Here is a 24,154-nt window from a genome sequence, read left to right as displayed (position 1 = left end):
GCCATGAGGCGCATCAATACCATCCACTTCATCGGAATAGGTGGGGCAGGTATGGGTGGTATTGCTGAGGTGCTGGCCTTTGAAGGGTACCGAATTACGGGCTCTGACATTGCTCAGAATGCGATGACGGAGCGTCTTATTCGTGCCGGGGCAGAAGTCTTCATTGGCCATGATGAGAATAATATTAAGGATGCTGATGTCGTAGTGGTCTCTAGTGCCATCGACACCAGCAACCCTGAGATCCAGGCGGCCAAGCGTGCCCGGGTGCCAGTCGTACGACGTGCCGAAATGTTGGCTGAGTTGATGCGTTTTCGCCATGGTATTGCGGTGGCGGGCACACACGGTAAAACCACAACGACCAGTTTAATTGCCAGTATTTTTGCTGAAGCCAGGTTAGACCCTACTTTTATTATTGGCGGCTTGCTTAACAGTGCAGGAAGCAATGCGAAGGTTGGCAGCAGCGACTACCTGATCGCAGAGGCGGACGAAAGTGACGCGTCATTTTTGCATTTGCAGCCTATGGTCTCGGTGATCACAAACATCGAAGCGGATCATATGGATACGTACGATGGTGATTTCGAAAAGATGAAAGACACCTATGTCGAATTTGTACATAACTTGCCATTCTACGGTCTGGTAGTGGTGTGTACAGACTCGGAGGTAGCCAAGGAGCTACTGCCTCGTTTCGCCAGACCTGCAATTACCTACGGGGAAAACCCCGAGGCGGATTACCGGATGGTGGACTTTGAACAAACGCAGAATCATAGTCGCTTTAAAGTGGTGCATAAATCCGGTGAGCAGCTCGAGGTGGCGCTGAGCATGCCAGGTAAGCACAATGCTTTGAATGCCACTGCGGCCATTGCGGTGGCAAAAGATCATGATATAGGAAATGAAGCTATTTTAGCGGCCCTGGAGAAATTTGCCGGGATTGGACGCCGTTTCCAACACTATGGCTCATTCCAAAACGAACGTGGTGAAGTGATGCTGGTGGATGATTATGGCCATCACCCGTCAGAAGTCGCTGTGACGATCCGTGCGGCACGTGCAGGTTGGCCGGATAAACGCTTAGTTATGTTGTATCAACCGCATCGTTATACCCGTACCCGCGACCTCTATGAAGACTTTGTGAAAGTGCTCAGTGAAGTCGATCAATTGTTGCTGTTAGATGTGTATAGTGCGGGAGAAAGTCCCATTGTAGGGGCTGACAGTAAGAGTTTATGTCGCAGCCTGAGGCAGCGGGGTGTTGAACCAATCCATGTTATGGATAGCCAGGATTTAAAAGCGGTTCTGGCAGATGTACTGCGCGACAACGATCTGGTGATCACTCAGGGTGCTGGAAATATTGGGCAAATTGTAAAACAACTGGCTGCAACAGAGTTGTCGGTCGAAAAGCTGAAGCAAGGTGCATTATGAATAAGTTTGGCAAAGTCGCGGTGTTGCTGGGTGGCTTGTCTGCTGAGCGAGAAGTGTCGTTAAAGTCAGGTCAGGCAATTATCAATGCACTGGAAGAAACGGGTGTTGACGTGGTGCCATTTGATCCGGCTGAGCGTAATTTGTGGGAGCTAAAAAGCCTGCAAGTGGACCGGGTATTTATTGCTTTGCATGGCCGTGGTGGTGAAGATGGCACTGTACAGGGGGCGCTGGAATTTATGGGCTTGCCCTATACCGGCAGTGGCGTGTTGGGCAGTGCACTGGCGATGGACAAGATCCGCTGCAAACAATTGTTTGAGTCTGCCAAGTTGAGTACGGCTCGTTATTGTGTGGTCACGGCGGCACAAGAAATCGATACCACGGCACTGATGGCTAAGTTCGGAAAGGTCATGGTTAAGCCCAGCCATGAAGGGTCAAGCATAGGTATGACTCAGGCGACGTCGGCGCAGGAGCTGCAAGCCGCGCTTACTGAAGCATTTAAGTACGATGATGAAATTCTGATTGAACAATGGATTGACGGCCGCGAGTTTACCGTTGCCATGCTAGGGGAAGAGGCATTACCTGTGATAGAAATGCGCACACCTCGAGGGTTCTATGACTATCAGGCTAAGTATCAGGTCAACAGTACGGAGTACTATTGCCCGGCAGACATCAATACGGCGTACACTGAGCAGTTACAGGTGATGGCCAAACATGCTTTCGAGCTGGTAGGCGCAACTGGCTGGGGACGAGTGGATGCGATGCAAGATGGCAATGGCCAATTTTATTTGTTGGAAGTGAATACAGTCCCCGGCATGACAGAAAAATCACTGGTGCCGATGGCCGCGAAGCAAAACGGGTTGTCATTTAAGCAATTAGTTATTCGCATTTTGGAGCAAACCCTTTAATATGCGTGCTCTTTTGGGAAAAATCGTCGCAATAAGGCAAAGTGTCAACTGGTCTTTGCTGTTTGGGGTCGGTTTTTTCCTGATTGTGCTTATTGGTCTGATGCAAACAGGGTTATGGATCCGAGACTGGTTAACCCAGCACAGAGATACCCAAATTAAGACATTGACGGTGCTTGGTCAGCCCTATTACACGGCCGAAAATGACATCGTCATGGCGATCCGTAAAACGGATCTGTCGAGCTTTTTTGAACTGGATGTCAAGGCGGTTCACGATGCGGTGCAGGCGCTGCCTTGGGTAGCTACCGTTTCAGTCAGGAAGCAGTGGCCTGATGCCTTACAGGTGTATGTGGTAGAGCATCAACCGGTCGCATACTGGAATAGTGACCTGTTGTTAAATCATGCTGGTGGCGTATTTCAGGCCAACAGCACGCGACTGCCAGAAACTTTACCGGAGCTCTATGGTCCGGAAGGCAGTGAAGTGGAAGCCTGGCAGACGTTTTTACAATTAAAAGAAATGCTGGCTGTAAATCAGTTTAATTTGGTCAGCCTGGCACTTTCTGAGCGCTTTGCCTGGCAGCTGTGGTTGGATAATGGTATACGGCTTAACCTCGGTCGGGAAGACAAAGCACAGCGTGTGCAAAGATTTATAGATGTTTATCCGAGGTTGGAAAAGCCAGAGGGAGCTCAGGTCGATGTGATTGACCTGAGATATGATACGGGACTGGCGGTTAGCTGGAAGTTCAGCCAGAACGAAGACAATAAAGATAAGAGTAAAGCATGACCAAGTCGGCAGAGAGAAACTTAGTGATTGGACTGGATGTGGGCACTTCCAAAGTGGTCGCAACGGTTGGGGAGATCACCGCAGACAACCAGTTGAGTATTGTGGGTGTCGGGAATCAGGTTGCCCATGGCATGGACAAGGGCGGCGTGAACGACCTGAACCTAGTATCTGACTCCATCAAACGGGCAGTTGATGAGGCCGAGTTGATGGCTGATTGTCGGATTAGTTCCGTCTATTTGGGGATTTCGGGTAAACACATTCAGTGCCAGAACGAAAGTGGCGTAGTCGCCATTAATAACAATGCTGAAATCACCGATGACGACATTGCTAATGTGATCCATATTGCTCGCTCAGTGCCTATGTCCGCCGAACGCAAGATGTTGCACTCACTGCCCCAAGAATACAGTGTGGACATGCAAGAAGGCATTAAAAACCCGTTGGGTATGAGCGGTGTGAGAATGGAAGCGAAGGCGCACATTATTACCTGCTCAAATGACATGGCAAAAAACATTGAGAAATGCGTTGAGCGTTGTGGTTTGCAGGTTGATCAGCTGACCTTTACAGCGCTGGCATCCTGTTACTCTGTGCTCACTGAAGACGAAAAAGAACTGGGTGTGGCAGTGGTGGATATCGGTGGCGGTACCATGGACATTGCAATCTATGTCAATGGCGCGTTACGGCATACCGCCGTGATCCCGGTTGCTGGCAATCAGGTGACAGGGGACATTGCAAAAATTTTCCGTACCCCTATTTCTCACGCAGAATCGCTGAAGGTACAATATGCCTATGCCAGCAGCCAGATGGCCAGCAATGAAGAGACGATTGAAGTACCCAGCGTAGGGGGACGACCTGCGCGAATTATGTCTCGACATACCTTATCTGAGGTGGTCGAGCCCAGATTTCGAGAGCTGTTTGAGCTGGTGCTTGAAGAGATCCGACGTTCTGGATTTGAAGATCAGATTGCCGCAGGGATTGTACTGACCGGCGGCAGTGCAAAAATGAAAGGTGCTTTGGAAGTGGCAGAAGACATTTTCCAGATGCCCGTTCGTGTTGGTAAGCCTGTAGGGATAACAGGGTTAACCGATTATGTTGATGATCCGGCATACGCAACAGCGGTAGGTTTGTTACAATATGGCCGAACGCTGCAAGTCAAGAATGCACACAGGACAAAAGCGGATGCCGAAGATGGTTGGTGGAACCGGATCACGAAGTGGTTCCAAGGTGAGTTTTAAGCTCAAGTCGGAGAGTGAAGATGTTTGATATTATGGAACAACACGGCGAAGAAGCCGTTATTAAAGTCATCGGCGTCGGTGGCGGCGGCGGTAATGCCGTAGAACACATGGTAAAGCAGGAAATTGAAGGCGTTCGCTTCATTGTGGCGAACACTGATGCGCAGGCACTGCGCAAATCCTCAGCCGATGTGACTGTGCAGCTGGGTACTCAGATAACACAAGGTCTGGGTGCAGGCGCAAACCCTGAAGTGGGTCGCAGCGCAGCAGAAGAAGATGTTGATGCTATCAAAGCCAGCCTAGAAGGGGCTGATATGGTGTTCATCGCTGCCGGTATGGGTGGTGGAACAGGCACAGGTGCAGCACCCGTTGTAGCACGCGTTGCCAAAGAGCTTGGCATTCTGACCGTTGCTGTTGTAACGCGTCCTTTCGACCTGGAAGGCAAAAAGCGTATGGCAGCTGCCGATCAGGGGATCGGTGAGTTGTCAGAAATTGTAGATTCACTTATCACAATTCCTAACAACAAGTTACTTAAAGTTTTGGGTAAAGGCACTACATTATTAGATGCCTTCGCTAAAGCAAACGACGTATTGTATGGCGCGGTTCAGGGCATTGCTGAGCTAATCACCCGTTCAGGTTTGATCAATGTGGACTTCGCGGATGTACGTACGGTTATGTCGGCGATGGGGACCGCAATGATGGGTACCGCGGCGGCCAGTGGTCCAGATCGGGCGCAGGAAGCGGCAGAAGCGGCGATTTCTAGCCCACTGCTTGAGGATGTTGATTTAACGGGTGCTAAAGGTATCTTGGTTAACATCACCGCTGGTATGGACATCACAATCGAAGAATTTGAGATTGTGGGGAACCATGTGAAAGCATTGGCGTCTGAAAATGCAACTGTGGTTGTTGGTGCGGTTATCGACCCTGAAATGAGTGAAGAGCTGCGAGTGACCGTTGTTGCAACTGGACTCGGTGGTGAGCGCAAACCGCAATTTGGCATTGTTGATAATGGCCTGAAAAAGGCGGTAGGCTCTGACAGCGAAGGTGGCAAAGGGCAGAATATGTTTGTACCAAGCTTTACGCAAACAGCCAGTGAAGGTAATGAACCTGAGCAAGGTAGCGTCGCACCATCTGAGCCTAAATCGCCAAGTACACCTGCGTCTTCCAATAGCGCTGGTGGCAAGGAAAAAGGGGATTACTTTGATATCCCTGCGTTTTTACGCAAACAATCTGATTAACGTCAGGTTAAAAAACAAACGATTGGCAGCTACTTCTATCTGTGATAGAATTTGCGGTCTATTTATTCATTAACCAGTCAGAAGCGGACGAACCTATGATAAAACAACGAACGATTGCTGAAGTCGTTAAAGCCACAGGTGTAGGATTACACAAAGGTGAAAAGGTCACGATCACTCTCCGACCTGCGAGCGTAAATACGGGGATCGTATTTCGTCGCGTGGATCTCGACCCGGTTGTCGATTTTGAAACAACCCCTGAAGCTGTGGGCGACACGCAATTGTGTACTTGTTTGACCAACAAAGACGGTGTTCGTCTGTCAACAACGGAGCATCTCATTGCTGCCGTTGCTGCACTGGGGATTGATAACCTGATCGTTGAGCTGGATAGTGCAGAAGTACCAATTATGGACGGTAGTGCATTGCCTTTCATTTACTTGCTGCAAAAAGGTGGGATCGCAGAGCAGAATCAGGCGAAGCGCTTTATTCGTATTAAAGAAAAAGTGCGCGTGGAAGACGGTGATAAGTGGGCAGAAATTGAGCCTTATGACGGTTTCCATATTGATTTTGAAATTGCGTTTAACCACCCGGCTATTAATGCCAGTCGTCAACGCATTGGTCTGGATATCACAGCGCAAAGCTTTACTGAAGAAATCAGCCGAGCACGCACCTTTGGTTTTATGAAAGACATCGAGTACATGCACGCCAACAACCTAGCGTTAGGTGGCAGCATGGACAATGCGGTAGTTCTGGATGAATTCAAGGTGCTGAACCCGAATGGGTTACGTTATAAAGATGAGTTTGTGAAGCATAAGATCCTTGACTGTGTTGGTGATATGTTTATGGCTGGGCACAATATCTTAGGTAAGATCACGTGTTTTAAATCAGGACATGGTCTGAACAACAAGTTACTGCGCCAGGTAATGGCGACAGAATCAGCTTGGGAATGGGCAACATTCGACGAGCCAGTAACTATGCCAGCACCAGGCATGGAAGTGGATTCGACTCTGGTCACAGCCTGAATCGCAAATTAAGTTAAAAAATGACGCTTTTTAGCGTCATTTTTTTTGTCCGCCATGTTTAGCAAGACGCAGTAATTTTTCTTTTAATCCGGCCGGAGCAAGCTCAGCAAGCGCCATTAAATCGTCTGCCGTTTGGGTACTCATGTGGCGTCCAGTACCAGTATACGTTGCCTGTGGCGTCTTTACCTGATTCACAGGCTGAGTCAGGCGCTGTTGTGCCTCTGGGTTTGTGCCTATTTTCACTTGGCAACAATCGTGCAAACCTGCGGCGCGAAAATTGCTCAGGATCTCCATCTTCAGATAATTTAACCGGGTTGCCAAGGTCGCTGATGCGGCTTCAACGTACAGGGTTCCGTCTTGATAGTTCGCAACACGGCATTTTTTACTGAGCACAGGGCCTAACGCATTGTGCAGAGGCTGTTGTAATTCAGCGATACCTTGTGCCTTTTGCATATAACCATGCAGTTTATCCGACCAGCTGCCGGCTAACTCGTCCAGGGGTTTAGGATCAAATCGGTTTTTACTCATAGTAACAACTCACTAGCGTGTACCTTACAGGCAATCGGCCACTTCCCTTTAAGTATAACGCGTGCACGCCATTACAGATAGCATAATGCGCCTGAGGTGATGGTTGAAATACGCAGACATAGCCCACATAGATAGGGTTACTACCTCGAAAACTGTGTCTCTTTTTTTTCTGGAAGCCGAGAATGCGGCGTTGCCGGTGTGTCATTAGATGGTTTGGGTGTGTTTCCCCAGACTTGTATGGTTAAATAGGAACAGATTACTTTTTGATGGTTTGCAGACGCGCATAGTCTGGTATGATAGGGCACAAATTTAACTCGGCACACAGCAAGGTCCGACTTTGTCGCCAACAGGACGAGCGAGCGTGATAACCGCGTTACCCAAGTAGGTGCTCGCAAATAGATGAGTGAAATGGTTTAAACATGATAACGAAAATTTTTACCAAGATTTTTGGTAGCCGCAACGACCGAATGATTAAAAATCTGAAAAAAACGGTCGCCCTGATCAACGCCCTAGAAGAACAATACAAGGCGCTGTCAGACGAACAACTGCAAGCTAAAACCGCGGAATTCAGACAAAGATTTGAGCAAGGCGCTAGCCTGGACGATATGCTTCCTGAGGCCTTCGCAACGGTGCGAGAAGCCTCTAAACGGGTATTTGGCATGCGTCATTTTGATGTGCAAATGATAGGTGGTATTGTGCTGCATCAGGGCCGAATTTCTGAAATGCGCACAGGTGAAGGTAAAACACTCACCGCGACACTGCCTGCTTATTTAAATGGTCTGACGGGTAAAGGCGTACACGTCATTACTGTTAACGACTATCTTGCCAAACGTGATGCTGAGAACAACCGTCCACTATTTGAGTTCCTGGGTCTGACAGTAGGCTGTAACGTCCCGGGTATGATGCCTGCTCAGAAAAAAGAAGCGTATGCGGCCGATATCACTTATGGTACCAATAACGAATTTGGCTTCGACTATCTGCGCGACAACATGGCATTTAGCATTGAAGAGCGTGTTCAGCGTCCATTGCACTATGCCGTTGTGGATGAAGTTGACTCCATCCTGATCGATGAAGCGCGTACACCGCTGATCATCTCAGGTCCGGCTGAGGACAGCTCTGAGCTGTACACCAAGATCAACACTATCGTGCCTGAACTGACCTTACAGGAAAAAGAGGACGAGGAAGGGATCGAAGGTGATGGTGACTTCACACTAGATGAAAAGAGTAAGCAGGTTCATTTAACTGAACGTGGTCAGGTAAAAGTTGAAGAGTTACTGGTCAAGAATGACTTGATTGAAGAAGGTGACTCGTTGTATTCAGCAGGTAACATTACTTTGCTTAGCCATGTTTATGCGGCGCTGCGTGCACACAAACTGTATCAGAAAGACGTTGACTATGTAGTGAAAGACAATGAAGTCATTATTGTTGATGAACATACAGGTCGTACGATGGAAGGTCGTCGTTGGTCAGAAGGCTTACACCAGGCAGTGGAAGCAAAAGAGAATGTGCGTATTCAGAATGAAAACCAAACACTGGCGTCTATTACCTTCCAGAATTACTTCCGTTTATATGACAAACTGGCCGGGATGACAGGTACAGCCGATACAGAAGCATTTGAATTCCAGTCGATCTACGGATTGGATACAGTGGTTATCCCAACCAACAAGCCAATGATCCGTGATGACCGTGCCGATCTGGTTTATCTGACTCAGGATGAAAAGTTTGAAGCGATCCTGACTGATATCCGTGATTGTCAGAAGCGTGGTCAACCTGTATTGGTTGGTACCATTTCCATCGAAAGCTCTGAATACCTATCGCACTTCCTGCGTAAGGAAAAAATTGAACACAATGTCCTGAATGCGAAATTCCACGCACAGGAAGCGGATATTATCGCAGATGCTGGTTTGCCGGGTACCGTGACAATTGCAACCAACATGGCGGGTCGTGGTACAGACATCATGCTGGGTGGTAACTGGCAGAATGATGTGTCCAAGTTGGATAACCCAAGCGATGCGCAGATTGATGACATCAAGGCACAGTGGCAGAAACGACATGACGCTGTTTTAGAAGCGGGTGGCCTGCATATTATCGGTACCGAACGTCATGAATCTCGCCGTATTGATAACCAGCTGCGTGGTCGTTCTGGTCGTCAGGGTGATGCGGGTTCAAGCCGTTTCTACCTGTCAATGGACGATGCATTGATGCGTATCTTTGCCGGTGAGCGTATGACTAACATGATGCGCAAATTGGGCATGCAACGTGGCGAAGCGATTGAGCATCCATGGGTTAACCGTGCGATTGAAAATGCGCAGCGCAAAGTTGAAGCTCGTAACTTTGATATTCGTAAACAGCTGCTTGAGTACGATGATGTTGCCAATGACCAGCGTCGAGTGGTGTATGAGCAACGCAATGAGCTGCTGGAAGAAGGGGATATCTCAGAAACAATTTCAGCTATCCGTGGTGATGTCATCAATAGTGCGATTGATCAGTATATTCCGCCGCAGAGCCTGGCTGAAATGTGGGATATTCCAGGTCTTGAAGAACGCCTGAAGAATGACTTTATGGTTGATCTACCGATTGCGCAATGGCTAGAGGAAGACAACAAGCTGTACGAAGAGCGTTTACGCGAGCGTATCGGTGAAGAAATTGATGCTGCTTATAAGCAAAAAGAAGAGATGGTGGGTGAACAGGTACTGCGTCAGTTCGAAAAGGCTGTGATGCTACAAAGCCTGGATCAACACTGGAAAGACCATCTTGCAGCAATGGACCACTTACGTCAGGGCATCCATTTACGCGGTTACGCACAGAAAAACCCGAAACAGGAATACAAGCGTGAGTCGTTTGAATTGTTCTCTGAAATGCTCGAAAACCTTAAGGTTGACGTAGTTGGGGTGTTAAGCAAAGTACAGGTGCGTGCTGAAGAAGATGTTGAGAAAGTTGAAGAGCAGCATCGCCGTAGCGAGCAGGCTCCACGTCAGTATCAGCATGAAGAGTCTGAGCCTGTCGGCGGTGAAGCACCACAGGGTGCTGCCGTCGCTGCACGCACTGAGCCTAAAGTTGGACGTAACGAACCGTGCCCGTGTAAATCAGGTAAAAAGTACAAGCAGTGTTGCGGTAAGCTGAAATAAGCTTGCGGTAACCCTATGAAAAAGCGACCTAGAGTCGCTTTTTTTATCTCAGAAAAACAGAATATTTGAGTTAGATATGACAAAGAAAATTGTGAATGTAGCGGTCGGTGTCATCATTCGGGATGCACAGTTTTTTGTATGTAAACGCGCAAAAGAGCAACATCAGGGGGGACTATGGGAGTTCCCGGGTGGAAAAATTGAAGCGCAGGAGACGGTGACTGAGGCCTTAGCCAGAGAGTTAAAAGAAGAAATCGGCATTGATGTGCATAGTTCTGAACATTTACTGACGATTGAACATGACTATGGCGATAAACAGGTTAAACTGGAAGTGCATAAGGTCGAAGATTTTTCAGGACACGCAGAGGGCCTGGAAGGGCAAGCCAGCCAGTGGGCAAACTGGAATGAACTAAATCAATTGACTTTCCCGGCAGCCAATGTGGCTATCCTTGAAGCGTTGGCGCAACAGTATGGCGCGGATCAGTAACAACGGCCGTTGAGCAAATTTGATGTGAAGGATATAAAAATGAAAAATATAGCAGTTACTGCCGCCGCGGTAGCACTTGCATTAGGTCTGACAGCTTGTAGCGAGCCTGTGAAAACCAAATCACAATCAGAAGCAACGCAAGCTGAGAGTCAGCTAAACTCAGGGATCGCGCTGAACAATATTGATAGTGCCGTTCGTGCACAGGATGATTTTTACTATCACGTTAATGGCAAGTGGTTAGCGCGCACAGAGATACCGGCAGACAAGTCGAACTATGGTTCATTCACCGAACTGTATGATGCATCGCAAAAAGCACTGCGCAAAACACTGGAACAGGCTGCGAGCAACGCTCAGGCCAAGCCTGGCTCGGACGAAGCTAAACTGGGTGACTTCTATCGCAGCTATACGGATGAGCTGGCTCGGGAAGAGTTGGGAACAACACCACTGCAGTCTTACCTGGCACCATTTCAGGCATTACAAAATAAATCTGAGTTGCCGGCCTTATTTGCCCGCGCTTTATCTCAGGGTGGCACCACACCACTTAGTTGGTATGCCAATAACGATGCCAAAAACTCGACCGTGAATACACTTTATCTGTGGCAATCGGGTTTGGGTTTACCAGACCGTGATTTTTATCTTCAGGATACGGAAAAGTTCACACGCATTCGTGCCGAATATAGCCAGTATATTGAGCGCTTGTTACAAGTCATGGGCTATGATCAGCCTCGTGCGGAACAGGCGGCTAAGCACATCATGGCACTTGAAACCGCGTTAGCTGAAATTCAGTGGTCACGGGTTGAAAGTCGGGATGCGGATAAAACTTACAACAAGTTTCAGGTTGATGCGCTGAATGCACAACTGCCACATTTTGACCTTTCAGCCTACCTGACAGGGTTTGGTTTGGATACCAAAGAGCTGGTTGTGACTCAGCCCAGTTATCTGGAGGGCCTATCTGCTTTGATTGGCACTACTGAAGTCGCTGCCTGGCGTGATTATCTGACCTTCCACTTTGCCAGCGATTATGCGCAGCTGCTACATAAAGCAGCGGTTGACCTGAAGTTTAACTTCTATGGTAAGACGCTGCGCGGGCTGGAAGAGCAGGCCCCTGTATGGAAGAAAGCGGTGAATGCCAGTAATGATGTATTGGGCGAGCTGCTGGGTAAAACTTATGTCAAAGAGTACTTTCCGCCAGAAGCCAAAGCCCGCATGGGAGAGCTGGTCGACAATTTGATTAAGGGATTTGACCAGTCAATTGATGAGCTGGAGTGGATGAGTGCTCAAACAAAGCAGGCTGCGAAGGTCAAGTTAAGCAAGTTTACACCTAAAATTGGCTACCCGGACAAATGGCGTGACTACTCCGGGCTGGAGATCAACGCCGACGATCTGGTGGGTAACTATGTTCGATATAATGAATGGGCCTATCAGGACATGGTGGGCAAGGTCGACAAACCCGTTGATCGTAGTGAGTGGTTTATGACGCCGCAAACGGTGAATGCCTACTATAATCCGGTGAATAACGAAATCGTCTTCCCTGCGGCCATATTGCAACCCCCATTTTTTAACCTGGATGCGGACGATGCCATTAACTATGGCGCGATTGGCGCAGTTATTGGCCATGAGCTCGGTCATGGATTTGACGACCAGGGGGCCAAATATGATGGTGATGGCAACTTGCGCAACTGGTGGAGTGAGCAAGACCTAGCGCAATTCCAGGCGCGCAGTCAGAAGCTGGTTGAGCAATATAATCAGTATCAGCCCTTTGAAGACGCAAATGTGAACGGCGAACTGACGCTGGGCGAAAACATTGGTGATTTGGGCGGCCTGAGTGTGGCGTTAAAAGCTTACCAATTGTCCCTTGAGGGCAAACCTGCACCGGTGATTGATGGTTATACTGGTGATCAGCGCTTCTTTATGGGTTGGGCACAGATCTGGCGTCGACAATATCGTGATGAAGAGCTACGCAATCGCCTGATGACCGATTCGCATTCACCCAGTCACTACCGTGTCATTGGGGTGTTACCAAATATGCCTGCGTTTTATGATGCGTTTGATGTCAAAGAAGGCGATAAAATGTATCTTAAACCGCAAGAGCGGGTCAAAATCTGGTAAGTGTTTACTGCTATTTTAGCCGCCAGACAATGGCGGCTTTTTTGTATTAACCATCTGATAAGGTTGAATATAGAGATCTTGTAAGGAAAAATTGATAGCGCTGTCATTTTTTCTTCTATATGATGGTATTTACAACAATTTGAAGTTTGCGCTCAGCGCAGGTTAAGGAGCCGGAATGAAAATACAGAAAAAACTGCTCACCCGGGCCATCGCGGCCACGCTTTTAGTCCCGATGATGGCCAAAGCCGCCTGGGATAGCTCGCAACTGCAAGCCTTTACTGATAACACCACCTTTATGTTTGCGGTAGAAAATAATCACCATAATGGCAGCAGTAGTTTTCTGGCTTCTATTACCTTACAAAACAACTCCAAAATTGCCTTACCGGTCGGTGAAAGTGACTGGCAGATCTATTTCCACTCAATCAGAAAAGTTGCCACACAGCAGGCCGCAGGTCTGAAATTCGAACATGTGAATGGTGATTTACATCGCTTGGTACCGACCAAAGCATTTGCCGGGTTAAAGCCGGGTGAAACATTGGAAATCCCGTATGAAGCGGCTGCCTGGATAGCAGCGTATACCGACTTTATGCCCCGGGCATTTATGGTTAGCGGTGACGCAAAGCCGGCTGTATTCGCTAACACAGACAGTGAGAATATGCTGGATTTTGTTGCCCCAATTGAGCGTGATAACCAGTTGGATCGTCATGCCGAACCAGAGGATTTATCTCCGCGCGCAACCGCGTCATGGCGTTATGAGCAAAATCAACAGGCTGGTAAACTTTCACGCGAAGATGCCCTGAAACGCATTATTCCCAAACCCATGGATGTTGATTTTAACCGTGGTTATGCTGAGCTCAGCGATCAATGGCAGATCCGCTATGCGGGCAGATTACAGAGCGAAGTTACAGTATTCCAAGAAGATTTAGCCGGTTATGGGCTGAAGCTGGATGCTCAGCCAGATCACATCAGTGCTGGCAAGACCAAGACCATTTATTTGCGTGTAGCAGAGTTAGCCGAGCTAGGCAGTGAAGGCTATCAGCTGGAAATAGACGACGACAAAATCGTGATCACAGGCCATGACAATGCCGGTGTGTTTTATGGTATTCAGAGTTTACTTGCTTTATTCCCGGCTGAGCAACAAGGCCAGGTCAGCGTCCCTAACGTTGACATTAAGGACGCTCCGCGCTTTGGCTGGCGTGGCATGCACTATGATAACGGCCGTAACTACCATGGTAAGGAGGCGCTGTTCAAGCTGGTTGAACAAATGGGACGTTACAAACTGAACAAGTTCCACTGGCACTTTTCTGAAGATGAAGGGTGGCGGTTGGAGATCCCAGGTTTACCTGAGCTGACCGACATTGGCGCTTATCGCTGCTTTGACCTGAATGAACGCAAGTGTTTACTTACTCAGCTTGGGACAGGCCCTCACAAGTCAGGTTCGGGTAACGGGTATCTGACCCGAGACGAGTTTGTAGAATTACTTAAATTTGCCAAAGCGCGTCACGTACAGATCATCCCTGAGATTGAAGGCCCAGGCCATGCGAGAGCATCGATCAAGGCAATGGAAGCACGTTATCATACGCTCATGGAAGCAGGTAAACCTGAGCAGGCCCGTGCCTATTTACTGAGCGACCCTCAGGATACCTCAAAGTACATCACAGTACAGAATTATACTGATAACTCTATGAACGTGTGTCAGGACTCGACTTATGCGTTCATTGAAAAAGTCACCTATGAATTGCAAGGCATGTATCGTGAAGCTGGTACGCGTCTGACGAATCTGCATTTTGGCGGAGACGAAGTTGGGGCTGGCTCTTGGGTGGACTCTCCTGTCTGTCAGGCCATGTTTGCTGATCCTAATAATGGGGTTGCAGGCCCTGCCGATCTGAAACCTTATTTTACTCAGCGCGTTGCAACTTTGTTGGCAAAGCGCGGGGTTGCTCCGGGCGCATGGGAAGACGGTCTGATGTATGACAGGGTTAACCCATTTAACCGAGATGCATTTCCAAATGAAGTCTTCACTGCAAATGTTTGGGACAATATCTGGGAATGGGGGGTTGCTGACAGGGCGCATCGTCTGGCAAATGATGGCTACCAGGTGGTGTTATCTCATGGCACGCACTTGTACTTTGATCACCCGTATGAGCCGCACCCGGCTGAACGCGGATATTATTGGGCCGCGCGCTATACTGACAGCAAGAAAACGTTCAGTTACATGCCGGATGATGTTTATGTCAATGCCGACTTTACGCGCAGTGGTGCACCGATTGAAAACTTAGAGGCGCTGGTCGGTCGCGCGATGCCTGCGCTAGAAAAGCCAGAAAACATCCTCGGTATTCAGGGTCAGGTCTGGAGTGAAACTATCCGTACTGAAGCGCAGGTACAGGCAATGGTGTTCCCGCGATTACTGGCGATGGCAGAGCGAGCATGGCACAAAGCGGATTGGGAAGGAAAGCGTATCGATAAGAAACGCTTTGCTCAGGATTGGCGCGGATTTTCAGCTGCACTGGCGTTAAAAGAACTGACTAAGTTAGATAAAGCCGGTGTTAATGTGAATTTACCTGTGCCTGGGGCAAAAGTGATAGATGGTCAGCTGCATGCCAACAGTGCATTTGAGTACCTAACGATTGAGGTCAGCCTTGATAAGGGGGAGAGTTGGCAAACCTACACAGCTCCGATGAGTGTAAGCAGCGCTGATGGCGTATTATTACGTACCCGTTTAGGCGATAAAAAGTTCAGTCGTACCACCCAGTTAGATTAATCGCCTGGTTACTTTGTTGTGGGGAAGGTGTTATTGCCTCCCCATAATGAGAACAGTTGATTACAAAACTAACTAGAAAAAGGTCAAATTTTAACGTAAAGTTAAATGTCAGCGCTGTCATTTTGGTTTTGAGTTGTTAAAAGCCGTCATCATGATGCGACTGCCTGGGCCGATAGCACAGAAAATAATAATCCGGATTACTTTTAATTCGTTTTAATCCGACCTGTATTAATCTTAATTAGCAACAAGAAGAGTTTTATGGAAGCGACAGTGGAAAAAGATGACCTCGAAAAGCAAAGTGTCTGGTTACCTATGACACTTGCTGGCTCAATGTTTTTTATATTGGGCTGTATCACCTGGTTAAATGGTGCTATCACACCATTCCTTCAGCAAATGCTGGAACTGAGTCCGCTACAGGCCTCTTTCATTATTTCCTCATTTTATATTGCCGTAACCGTTGCGGGGATCCCCTCAGCGATGCTGATAAAACGAGTTGGGTATAAAAACGGCATGGCGATTGGTTGTGCAATCATGGCGTTGTCCGCGCTGATGTATATTCCGGCAGCGAAGATGCAAATGATTGAGATCTTCTTGTTCGCACAGCTTATGATTGGCGTTGGCCAGACGGTGCTGCAGACCGCGGTAAATCCATATGTAGTAAAAATGGGCTCAGAACGTTCCGCTGCTGTGCGCGTATGTATCATGGGCTTGTTGAACAAATCGGCGGGTGTAATTGTTCCGATCGTATTCGCTGCTGTGGTTGTAAGCGGTGTTGTAAACGAGGGTGAATCACTGAGTCAGGCTCAGAAAGATTTGATGGCAAATAGCCTGATCGCACCTTACCTGGGGATTGCAGGGTTGATTTTCCTATTTGCTGCATTTGCTAAATTTTCGCCTCTACCAGACTTAGTATTTGAAGAGGAAGGCCAAACTAGTAAAGGGGAAGTGAAAGAAGCCCTGAGTCACCCTCATCTCGCTTTAGGTGTGATCGGTATTGCATTGTATGTTGCGGTAGAAGTGATCGCAGCAGATACCATTGGCTCCTATGCTTTGCAGTTAGGGATTGCTGATTACTCTGTAATGACTTCTTATACTATGGGCTGTATGTTGATTGGTTATGCGATAGGTATCGCGCTGATCCCGCGCTTTATGTCACAACAAAATGCACTGGTCATGTCTGCAATCGCTGGTATTGTTACCGTTTTTGCTGTAGTTTTAGGGGACAATGAATCGACTGCGCTAGCAAATTTATTGCTCGTTCCATTTGGTGGCCCTCAGCTACCGGATCCGCTTTTGTGTATTGCTCTGTTAGGCTTTGCAAATGCGATGGTGTGGCCTGCTATCTGGCCTTTGGCGCTTGATGGCTTAGGACGCTTGACCGGAACAGCATCAGGCCTGTTAATTATGGGTATTGCAGGGGGCGCGTTAGGACCACTGTTGATTGGCGTCGGTAATGTTGCTGGCCTTGGTGCTCAAGGTGCGTACAGTTTAATGCTACCCAGCTATCTGTTTATTCTATTCTATGCCCTGAAAGGTCATAAGATGAGAAGCTGGAAATAGCAAAAAGAATTTCTATCTGTAAAGTAGAAATAATCCCGTGTGTAATGCCACCGTAAGGTGGCATTTTTTATGCCTGAAATTCGACATAATCATTGATATGTAACGAAAGTGTGTCTATATCTAGCATAAAGGAAATAGTTATGTGAATCTGATAAAAGTGGACGCTTGGATTTTGGGAGCGAAAAATGAATGCGTATACGGCGTTTGTGAGGGATATAAGGAAAGAAGGAAGTGGGGCGACTGACGAGGCTTGAACTCGCGACAACCGGAATCACAATCCGGGGCTCTACCAACTGAGCTACAGCCGCCACAAAATGGATAACACCTTTGTTGGTGTGGCGCGCATAATACATAAAAACACGGGCTTTGCAAAGGGTTAAATTGAAAAAAATCTCAAAGAAGTCTGTCGAGGAGCCTAACCTGTAAAGCGAATATTCATACTGGCGGAGTACACTCACCCCGCTATCTCACTCAAGTGCACACAGGAGTCACTATGGAATCAATCGTTCATTGGGTCGATGATAACTCTTCTCTTATCATTCACTATCTTTTGCAAGGGCTATTGGCGCTTGTCATCTTCTTTATAGGTATGAAGCTGGCGAAGCTTGCTGCAAACCTCACAGAAAAGGCGTTTAACAAGCGTAAGGTAGACAAAGCTGTTGGGGCGTTTGTTGGCAATATTGCATACAGCATAGTTTTTGCTGCGACCTTACTTATGGCGCTCTCGCAGGTAGGCATAGAGACGACTTCTTTTGTGGCTATTCTCGGTGCAGCTGGTTTGGCAATTGGCTTAGCGCTGCAAGGCTCGTTGTCGAATTTCGCTTCAGGTGTTTTGATCATTATTCTCAGGCCATTTAAGTCAGGGGATTATATTGAAGCAGGCGGAAAAGGAGGCAGTGTACAGCGCATTGAAATTTTCTCGACCGAACTCAGAACACCGGATAACAAGGTTATCATTATGCCAAACTCAGCGATTATGTCGGGCGCAATCGTTAATTATTCTCGAGAGAAAACACGGCGTATCGATTTAGTAATCGGTGTAAGTTATGAGGCTGATCTCAGAGAAGCAAAAAATGTGTTAAAATCCGTGCTGGACAAAGATCAGCGGATCCTGAAAGAGCCAGCGTATACGGTCGCTGTATTGGAAATGGCGGATTCTAGTGTCAATTTTGTTGTGCGTCCTTGGGTGGCGACTTCTGACTATTGGCCCACTTACTTTGACCTTGTAGAGAATATAAAATTAGCATTAGATGATGCTAATATCGAAATTCCATTCCCACAAATGGATATTCATCTTCACAAAGACTAATTAATGACAGGTTTATAGGCAATGAAATTAAAATTTTTATCTCTGTGCGTATTGGCAGCGGTTAGCACGAATGTTGCTGCAGAAGAAGCTCCTGCGACGAAGCCAAAACAGGAAAAAGCCTGGGATATCACCAGTGAGGTGGGCGCCATAGTTACCAGTGGTAACACCGAGACCACAACACTCAAGGGGGCACTTAAGGCCAAGCATAACCTTGATAACTGGCGTAATGAGTACAAGCTGGATGGGATCTATAAGGAAGATGAAATCGAAAATGATGATGGTGAGCGCATCAGCGAACGGACCAATGAAAAGTACTCAGTGTCGATGCAGGGTAACTACAAGCTGACCGAAGACCACAGTCACCTGTTTATCTATGGCTCATACGACTCCGATTACTTTGGTGCTTATCGAAGTGAAACTGTTGCGTCAGTGGGTTACGGCTTACGTTTGTTAAATCTAGATACAATGTATCTGGATGCTGAAATTGGTCCTGGTATGAAACGCTTCGAATATCAAGATGATAGTGCAGAGGTTGATGAAAATGGCAACCCGCTTGCTGGCACAACGGATAACGAAGTGATTGGTGTTGCTAAGGTTGATTTTGAGTGGCAAGTATCGGATAACGCCCGTTTCACACAAGTGGTTGGGATAGAGTACGGTGATACCAACACCAAAACTACGTCTGAGTCAGCATTGATGACGAAAATCAATGGTTCTTTGCAAATGAAGGTGGCATACAATATTACCCACACCTCAACAGTGGACGAAGGCAAAGAAAATACTGATACGGAAACATCCCTTACGCTAGTTTACAGCTTTTAACATAATTAACTAAAGATATATCAAAAAAAGGGCGATAAGCCCTTTTTTTATGGCGTCATTTTTATGTAAAATACAAAATCTTTTTGGCTTATCGTAAAACAGGAATCAAAACCGGATGTCGTTTAAACGTATTTTTGCAGCAACCATGCTGGTGTTTAGTGCGGTTTCAATTGCTTTTACACCGACCACGCAACAAATAGAACAGTTTAAAAAATTGCCAAAAAGTCAGCAGCAAGCGCTGGCAAAGCAATATGGCTTTGATTTGTCAGGGTTGTCAAAATCCAGTTTTTCAAACTCGATTGATATGAATTCTAATACGCCTAGCGTATATCCGCGCCAAAGCGAACATAGCAATGAGGCGGAAGTTGATCCTATGGCACCGAAAAAGCCCAAACTTAAGCCATTTGGGTATGAGTTATTTGCGGGCGAGCCAACCAGCTTCGCACCAAATGAAATGCGCTCAGTGCCTAGTGATTACATTATATCTAGCGGTGATGCTATCACGATTAGTTTTTACGGTAAGGAAACAGCTACACACACCGTCACTGTTGATAGAGAAGGGCGTTTGAGCATTCCAGACTTCGCACCAATTAATGTTGTTGGCCTGACCTATTCAGAACTCAAGCATCTGATTGAAAACAAAATTAAGAGCGAAGCGATTGGTTTAAATGCATTTGTATCAATTGCTGAATTGAGAAGTATTCAAGTGTTGGTTGTGGGAGAGGCTTATCGCCCAGGAAGTTACACACTTTCACCTTTGTCGAATGTTACTCATGCGCTTTTTGCCAGCGGTGGGCCAACGCAGATTGCTTCACTGCGTAATATTGAAGTCAAGCGACAAGGGCAAACGGTTTCTGTGTTGGACTTATATGACCTACTACTGAGAGGTGATAGCAGTAATGACGTTACCCTACAGTCTGGAGATGTCGTCTTTTTACCATCCGTAGGGCCTCAGGTTACAGTAACCGGCCAGGTGAAACGGCCGGGTATCTTCGAAATGAAACAAGGCGATACTGCTAAAGAGCTGATCCACATGTTTGGTGGATTTGCAGAGGATGCGTTTATTGAGAATGTCCAGGTCAATAGGATCTTCAATAATAAGGCGAAGTCGGTAACATCCATCAACTTTAGCGATAACAGTGCCGACTATACACCCAGAGGCGGTGATGAAATTAATGTCCAAGCTATAAATGATGAGATCGTAAACTCTGTTACGCTCATTGGTGCTGTAGCTAGGCCAGGATACTATGAATGGTATGAGGGAGCCACTTTAGACTCTTACATTTCTAGTTTGAAAACAGACCTTCTGCCTCAAGCCGATTTGTCCTACGCCATCGTGGTTCGAGAAAAAGAGCTGCCTGGGCAGATCGAAGTATTGCAGTTTGTACTAAGCGAAGCTCTGTCTGGTGTGCCTGTACCTTTGGAAAGAAACGATGAAGTTTACATTTTCAGCCGTTTTAATTCTCTACTTGAAGAAGAAAAAGCCCTAGAAAATTTAGCGATTACTGCTGAAGAACGTGAGCTTCAGGAGAAAGTGAAGCTATGGCATTTGTACGAACGTCGCCAGTTTGATAAGAAAGTCACGTTCGATGAGGCCATCAGTAAAGCAAAGAACCCGCCAGCTGCAACTGAACAGGAAGAAGAGCTCGCAGACTATACGCCAGCTGTATTTTCACGTGAAAATTTACTTGCTCCTGTATTATCGAAACTTGATTATCAAGCCTCTACCGTAAAAGATAATTTAACAATCAACGTAACCGGCCAGGTACGTTTTCCGGGGCAGTACCCTGTGTCACGAGATATGAGTACGATTGATGCTATTCGAGCTGCTGGCGGTTTATTGGAATCTGCCTATACTGAGTTCGCAGAAGTGACAAGAATTAATGACAAAGGCGAGGTGCTCCACGCTAAATCATCACTGATCAAAGGGGCTGACCAATACAACATTAAGCTGATAGGGCGCGATACGCTGAATATCTTGATGCAACCAAACTGGCAAGATAGCTTCAAAGTTTCTCTAATTGGAGAGGTGCGTTTTCCTGGGGAGTATGTGGTCAAGCGCGGTGATACGCTAATAGATGTACTTAACCGAGCCGGTGGCATTACAAAGTATGCTGATGAAAATGCAGCAATATTTACTCGTGAATCGATCAGAGAGCAAGAGCGTGCGCAATTATCTAGATTGTCTGATGAACTCAGAAAAGACATAGCTGCTAGGAGTTTTCAAAAGTCAATAGGGGTCAATAATTCACTTAGCTATAATGAGACGGATAAATTGCTTAGAGATCTCGCAAAAGCTGAGGCGGTAGGAAGGCTAGTAATTGATTTGCCTTCTATCTTGTCTCGTTCAGACTCTTTAACACTGCAAAAAGGTGACAAGCTGTACTTACCTGGTAAGCAGGATTCAATTTCAATTATTGGTGAGGTTAATTATAGCTCCTCTCATCTTTTCAAAGCCGGAAGAACAATCGATGAGTATATTAGCCTGAGTGGCGGAATACGAGATCGGGCTGATGAAGATAAAGTCTATGTGATCAAAGCGAATGGAGAAGTACAGATACCGAACCGAGGCTCTTGGTTTGCCGTAAATAACAGGGTTGAATTAGGAGCGGGTGATACCATTGTGGTGCCTATGGACTCTTCTCATATGGATAATTTGACCTTATGGAGTACTGCAACACAGATCTTTTATCAGTTAGGGGTAGGTATAGCCGCTATCGCAGCACTTTAAGTTAAACCACCAAGCGTGCAGTAATTCGTAACGGAAAGTTTGAATTGAGATCTGTTAAGTTAAATAAAGTAAATTAACATAAAGCTATAGAGATGAATAATAGACACCTAGTTTGTTCAGATGACGATATATATGATAAGGAAATTAATTTCCTCCAGTTGTTTAAAGTTATTTGGCAAGGAAAATTAATAATACTTCTGAGCACAATTGCCTTTTCTCTCTTAGCAGTGGTTTATGCATTGAGCTTGCCCAATATATATCGCTCAGAGGCACTACTGGCACCGGCTGAGCATGCCCAATCTGGTGTTGGTTCATCACTTGGTGGTCAATTGGGGGGGCTTGCTTCGCTTGCAGGGGTTAATCTGGGAAGTAACCAGATATCTAAGGTACAGTTAGCTATAGCAACACTTCAGTCTAGAGCGTTTGTCAAAAAGTTTGTAGATAAGTACTCATTGTTGCCAGACCTAATCGCGGCTGAGTCATGGGATGCGTCAACGGGCAAAGTACAATATGACCCTGAGCTATATGACGAACAAAGTAAAGAATGGATCAGGGAGGTTAGTTTCCCACGTACAGTGATACCCTCTGATCAGGAAGCTTATGAGTCGTTTAGTGATATGTTGCGGGTAAACGTCTTGCCTGATAACGGCATGATCGTTCTTTCAATCGAGCATGTATCTCCCTTAGTTGCGGAACGTTGGGTTTCTTTATTGATAGAGGAAATTAACAAAGAAATAAAAGAAAGGGACATCAAAGATAGTCATGAGTATAGCGAATATCTTGCCAAAGAGCTTGAAGTAACTAAAGTGGCTGAAATGCAAGTTATTCTGAATAACTTACTAGAAGAGCAAGCAAAAACGGTCATGTTTGCCAGTGTTAGAAATGAATATGTTTTTAAAGTAATTGACCCAGCATTGGTACCTGAGTCGAAAGTCGCTCCGAAAAGAGCGGTTATATGTGTAGTTGGATTTTTGATAGGCTTATTTATTGGGGTATCTATAACCTTTGTGATGGCTTTTAATCAGAAAGAGTTTGATAATTAGTAAGGTTTATGTGTGAAATGAACAACGCAACGGAAGGTCTTGAAAAAGACACTCTTGATATCTCTACTTTTGTACTTAATAAACGCTTCAAATCTAAAAAAGAAGTAATGAGTCAAAAGGTTATTTATGTTTATTGTCCATCAGACTTTCAAGATGAGCTAGCTACGATATTAAGTGATTATAACTTTGAAATAGTCTTAAATGACTACAGTATTAGAGACCTATCTAAGAAGGTATTCTGTCACTATAAAAGTGCAGCCCTGACAGAGGAGCAGCGAGACTACCTCGTTAAAGCGACGGAGCGTGGAGCATGGGTTGAGCCTTTAGTTAGTTATTTAGATGAAAGGCACAACTATACAGATATCAGGCTTCTGCATAGCAGTTACTTTTTACATCAGAAGGCCTTTACTATTCTTTCGAACAAGCGCACTCAGATTATGAAGCGAGTTGCAGACGTGCTCGGCTCCTTAGTGATTTTGTTAATGACACTGCCAATCTCAATATTGTTTGCTGTGCTAATAAAGCTGGAAAGCAAAGGGCCTATTTTTTACAAGCAAAGGCGGACTGGACAGTACAATGAAGAGTTCGAGATTATTAAGTTTCGCTCAATGGCACAAGATGCTGAAAAACATGGTGCAAAATGGGCCTCTGCACACGATTCTAGGGTTACCAGAGTGGGTAAATTCATTCGAAAAACCAGAATTGATGAAATCCCTCAGTTAATTAATGTACTAAGGGGTGAAATGTCGCTGGTAGGACCTCGTCCAGAGCGAGAGATATTTATAAAAGTATTGGAAGAAGAGATCCCTTATTACAGGTTCAGACATGCAGTGAAGCCTGGTGTTACTGGGTTAGCTCAAGTTAGCTATCCATATGGCGCTTCTATTGAAGATGCGGTTTGGAAGCACAAGTATGATATTCATTATATAAAACACCATTCTTCACTACTGGATATTAGCATTCTATTCAGAACTGTTAAAACGGTATTGTTTGGCATGGGGCGCTAGCCGAGCTTTAGTGTTTTCGCTGTTACTACATATGACATGTTACTAAGGCACTCACCACTTTATATGGCAAGTGCCTTATGTAATTTA

At 46.4% G+C, this 24,154-nt stretch carries 17 protein-coding genes and 1 tRNA gene; 16 read left to right on the top strand and 2 right to left on the bottom strand.

Annotated features, from left to right (window positions below; translation table 11 throughout):
• Positions 1–3 precede the first annotated feature (3 nt).
• The 6 genes from murC (at position 4) to lpxC (ending at position 6,585) form a co-directional block, all read left to right on the top strand.
• Positions 4–1,413 (top strand): UDP-N-acetylmuramate--L-alanine ligase, encoded by a 1,410-nt coding sequence (gene murC, locus AT705_RS10075; RefSeq protein ID WP_058796494.1) that lies wholly within the window; start codon positions 4–6, stop codon positions 1,411–1,413.
• Positions 1,410–2,318, top strand: coding sequence for a D-alanine--D-alanine ligase (locus AT705_RS10070; protein WP_058796493.1), 909 nt, complete (start codon positions 1,410–1,412; stop codon positions 2,316–2,318). Before murC ends, AT705_RS10070 begins: the two co-directional genes overlap by 4 nt.
• A 1-nt stretch (position 2,319) precedes the next feature.
• Positions 2,320–3,099: a cell division protein FtsQ/DivIB gene (locus AT705_RS10065; protein WP_058796492.1), complete on the top strand. Its 780-nt coding sequence runs from the start codon at positions 2,320–2,322 to the stop codon at positions 3,097–3,099.
• On the top strand, positions 3,096–4,331 hold the full coding sequence (gene ftsA, locus AT705_RS10060) for a cell division protein FtsA (RefSeq protein ID WP_049863436.1): 1,236 nt from the start codon (positions 3,096–3,098) through the stop codon (positions 4,329–4,331). Before AT705_RS10065 ends, ftsA begins: the two co-directional genes overlap by 4 nt.
• A 20-nt stretch (positions 4,332–4,351) precedes the next feature.
• Positions 4,352–5,566 (top strand): cell division protein FtsZ, encoded by a 1,215-nt coding sequence (gene ftsZ, locus AT705_RS10055; RefSeq protein WP_058796491.1) that lies wholly within the window; start codon positions 4,352–4,354, stop codon positions 5,564–5,566.
• A 95-nt stretch (positions 5,567–5,661) separates the two neighbouring features.
• Positions 5,662–6,585: a UDP-3-O-acyl-N-acetylglucosamine deacetylase gene (gene lpxC, locus AT705_RS10050; RefSeq protein WP_058797968.1), complete on the top strand. Its 924-nt coding sequence runs from the start codon at positions 5,662–5,664 to the stop codon at positions 6,583–6,585.
• Between the two features lie 36 nt (positions 6,586–6,621).
• Here the strand turns inward: lpxC and AT705_RS10045 are convergent, their stop codons facing one another.
• Entirely contained in the window at positions 6,622–7,113 is a 492-nt protein-coding gene (locus AT705_RS10045) for a DUF721 domain-containing protein (RefSeq protein WP_058796490.1), read from the bottom strand.
• A gap of 419 nt (positions 7,114–7,532) precedes the next feature.
• Between AT705_RS10045 and secA the strand changes: the two genes are divergently transcribed.
• The 5 genes from secA to nagP all read left to right on the top strand — a co-directional run bounded on the left by secA (position 7,533) and on the right by nagP (position 17,155).
• Positions 7,533–10,241 (top strand): preprotein translocase subunit SecA, encoded by a 2,709-nt coding sequence (gene secA / locus AT705_RS10040; RefSeq protein ID WP_058796489.1) that lies wholly within the window; start codon positions 7,533–7,535, stop codon positions 10,239–10,241.
• A gap of 76 nt (positions 10,242–10,317) precedes the next feature.
• A complete protein-coding gene (gene mutT, locus AT705_RS10035; protein WP_058796488.1) occupies positions 10,318–10,725 on the top strand; it encodes an 8-oxo-dGTP diphosphatase MutT in 408 nt (135 codons plus the stop codon).
• A 39-nt stretch (positions 10,726–10,764) separates the two neighbouring features.
• The gene (locus tag AT705_RS10030; protein ID WP_058796487.1) at positions 10,765–12,834 is read left to right on the top strand and encodes a M13 family metallopeptidase; all 2,070 of its coding nucleotides are present in this window, start codon (positions 10,765–10,767) and stop codon (positions 12,832–12,834) included.
• Between the two features lie 175 nt (positions 12,835–13,009).
• On the top strand, positions 13,010–15,595 hold the full coding sequence (locus AT705_RS10025) for a family 20 glycosylhydrolase (protein WP_058796486.1): 2,586 nt from the start codon (positions 13,010–13,012) through the stop codon (positions 15,593–15,595).
• Between the two features lie 258 nt (positions 15,596–15,853).
• The gene (gene nagP, locus AT705_RS10020) at positions 15,854–17,155 is read left to right on the top strand and encodes an N-acetylglucosamine MFS transporter NagP (protein ID WP_058796485.1); all 1,302 of its coding nucleotides are present in this window, start codon (positions 15,854–15,856) and stop codon (positions 17,153–17,155) included.
• Positions 17,156–17,387: 232 nt separating this feature from the next.
• Here nagP and AT705_RS10015 read toward each other — a convergent pair.
• A tRNA-His gene (locus tag AT705_RS10015) sits at positions 17,388–17,463 on the bottom strand.
• Between the two features lie 185 nt (positions 17,464–17,648).
• Between AT705_RS10015 and AT705_RS10010 the strand changes: the two genes are divergently transcribed.
• The 5 genes from AT705_RS10010 to AT705_RS09990 all read left to right on the top strand — a co-directional run bounded on the left by AT705_RS10010 (position 17,649) and on the right by AT705_RS09990 (position 24,067).
• On the top strand, positions 17,649–18,464 hold the full coding sequence (locus tag AT705_RS10010; RefSeq protein ID WP_049863432.1) for a mechanosensitive ion channel family protein: 816 nt from the start codon (positions 17,649–17,651) through the stop codon (positions 18,462–18,464).
• A 21-nt stretch (positions 18,465–18,485) separates the two neighbouring features.
• The gene (locus tag AT705_RS10005) at positions 18,486–19,286 is read left to right on the top strand and encodes a DUF481 domain-containing protein (protein ID WP_058796484.1); all 801 of its coding nucleotides are present in this window, start codon (positions 18,486–18,488) and stop codon (positions 19,284–19,286) included.
• A 115-nt stretch (positions 19,287–19,401) separates the two neighbouring features.
• Positions 19,402–22,017: an SLBB domain-containing protein gene (locus tag AT705_RS10000; protein ID WP_058796483.1), complete on the top strand. Its 2,616-nt coding sequence runs from the start codon at positions 19,402–19,404 to the stop codon at positions 22,015–22,017.
• 92 nt (positions 22,018–22,109) lie between these two features.
• On the top strand, positions 22,110–23,060 hold the full coding sequence (locus AT705_RS09995; protein ID WP_058796482.1) for a Wzz/FepE/Etk N-terminal domain-containing protein: 951 nt from the start codon (positions 22,110–22,112) through the stop codon (positions 23,058–23,060).
• Between the two features lie 17 nt (positions 23,061–23,077).
• A complete protein-coding gene (locus tag AT705_RS09990) occupies positions 23,078–24,067 on the top strand; it encodes an exopolysaccharide biosynthesis polyprenyl glycosylphosphotransferase (RefSeq protein WP_046004790.1) in 990 nt (329 codons plus the stop codon).
• Positions 24,068–24,154 lie beyond the last annotated feature (87 nt).

The sequence above is a fragment of the Pseudoalteromonas rubra genome, assembly GCF_001482385.1.
In the GTDB taxonomy this organism is placed as follows: Bacteria; Pseudomonadota; Gammaproteobacteria; order Enterobacterales; family Alteromonadaceae; genus Pseudoalteromonas; species Pseudoalteromonas ardens.
Note: the sequence above shows the minus strand (reverse complement) of the source record. Positions and strands in the feature narration are given on the sequence as shown.

Bases quoted from the DNA above. Each gene is read 5' to 3' on its own strand.
- murC (WP_058796494.1), top strand. From the start codon at position 4: ATGAGGCGCATCAATACCATCCACTTCATCGGAATAGGTGGGGCAGGT.
- AT705_RS10070 (WP_058796493.1), top strand. From the start codon at position 1,410: ATGAATAAGTTTGGCAAAGTCGCGGTGTTGCTGGGTGGCTTGTCTGCT.
- AT705_RS10065 (WP_058796492.1), top strand. From the start codon at position 2,320: ATGCGTGCTCTTTTGGGAAAAATCGTCGCAATAAGGCAAAGTGTCAAC.
- ftsA (WP_049863436.1), top strand. From the start codon at position 3,096: ATGACCAAGTCGGCAGAGAGAAACTTAGTGATTGGACTGGATGTGGGC.
- ftsZ (WP_058796491.1), top strand. From the start codon at position 4,352: ATGTTTGATATTATGGAACAACACGGCGAAGAAGCCGTTATTAAAGTC.
- lpxC (WP_058797968.1), top strand. From the start codon at position 5,662: ATGATAAAACAACGAACGATTGCTGAAGTCGTTAAAGCCACAGGTGTA.
- AT705_RS10045 (WP_058796490.1), bottom strand. From the start codon at position 7,113: ATGAGTAAAAACCGATTTGATCCTAAACCCCTGGACGAGTTAGCCGGC.
- secA (WP_058796489.1), top strand. From the start codon at position 7,533: ATGATAACGAAAATTTTTACCAAGATTTTTGGTAGCCGCAACGACCGA.
- mutT (WP_058796488.1), top strand. From the start codon at position 10,318: ATGACAAAGAAAATTGTGAATGTAGCGGTCGGTGTCATCATTCGGGAT.
- AT705_RS10030 (WP_058796487.1), top strand. From the start codon at position 10,765: ATGAAAAATATAGCAGTTACTGCCGCCGCGGTAGCACTTGCATTAGGT.
- AT705_RS10025 (WP_058796486.1), top strand. From the start codon at position 13,010: ATGAAAATACAGAAAAAACTGCTCACCCGGGCCATCGCGGCCACGCTT.
- nagP (WP_058796485.1), top strand. From the start codon at position 15,854: ATGGAAGCGACAGTGGAAAAAGATGACCTCGAAAAGCAAAGTGTCTGG.
- AT705_RS10010 (WP_049863432.1), top strand. From the start codon at position 17,649: ATGGAATCAATCGTTCATTGGGTCGATGATAACTCTTCTCTTATCATT.
- AT705_RS10005 (WP_058796484.1), top strand. From the start codon at position 18,486: ATGAAATTAAAATTTTTATCTCTGTGCGTATTGGCAGCGGTTAGCACG.
- AT705_RS10000 (WP_058796483.1), top strand. From the start codon at position 19,402: ATGTCGTTTAAACGTATTTTTGCAGCAACCATGCTGGTGTTTAGTGCG.
- AT705_RS09995 (WP_058796482.1), top strand. From the start codon at position 22,110: ATGAATAATAGACACCTAGTTTGTTCAGATGACGATATATATGATAAG.
- AT705_RS09990 (WP_046004790.1), top strand. From the start codon at position 23,078: ATGAACAACGCAACGGAAGGTCTTGAAAAAGACACTCTTGATATCTCT.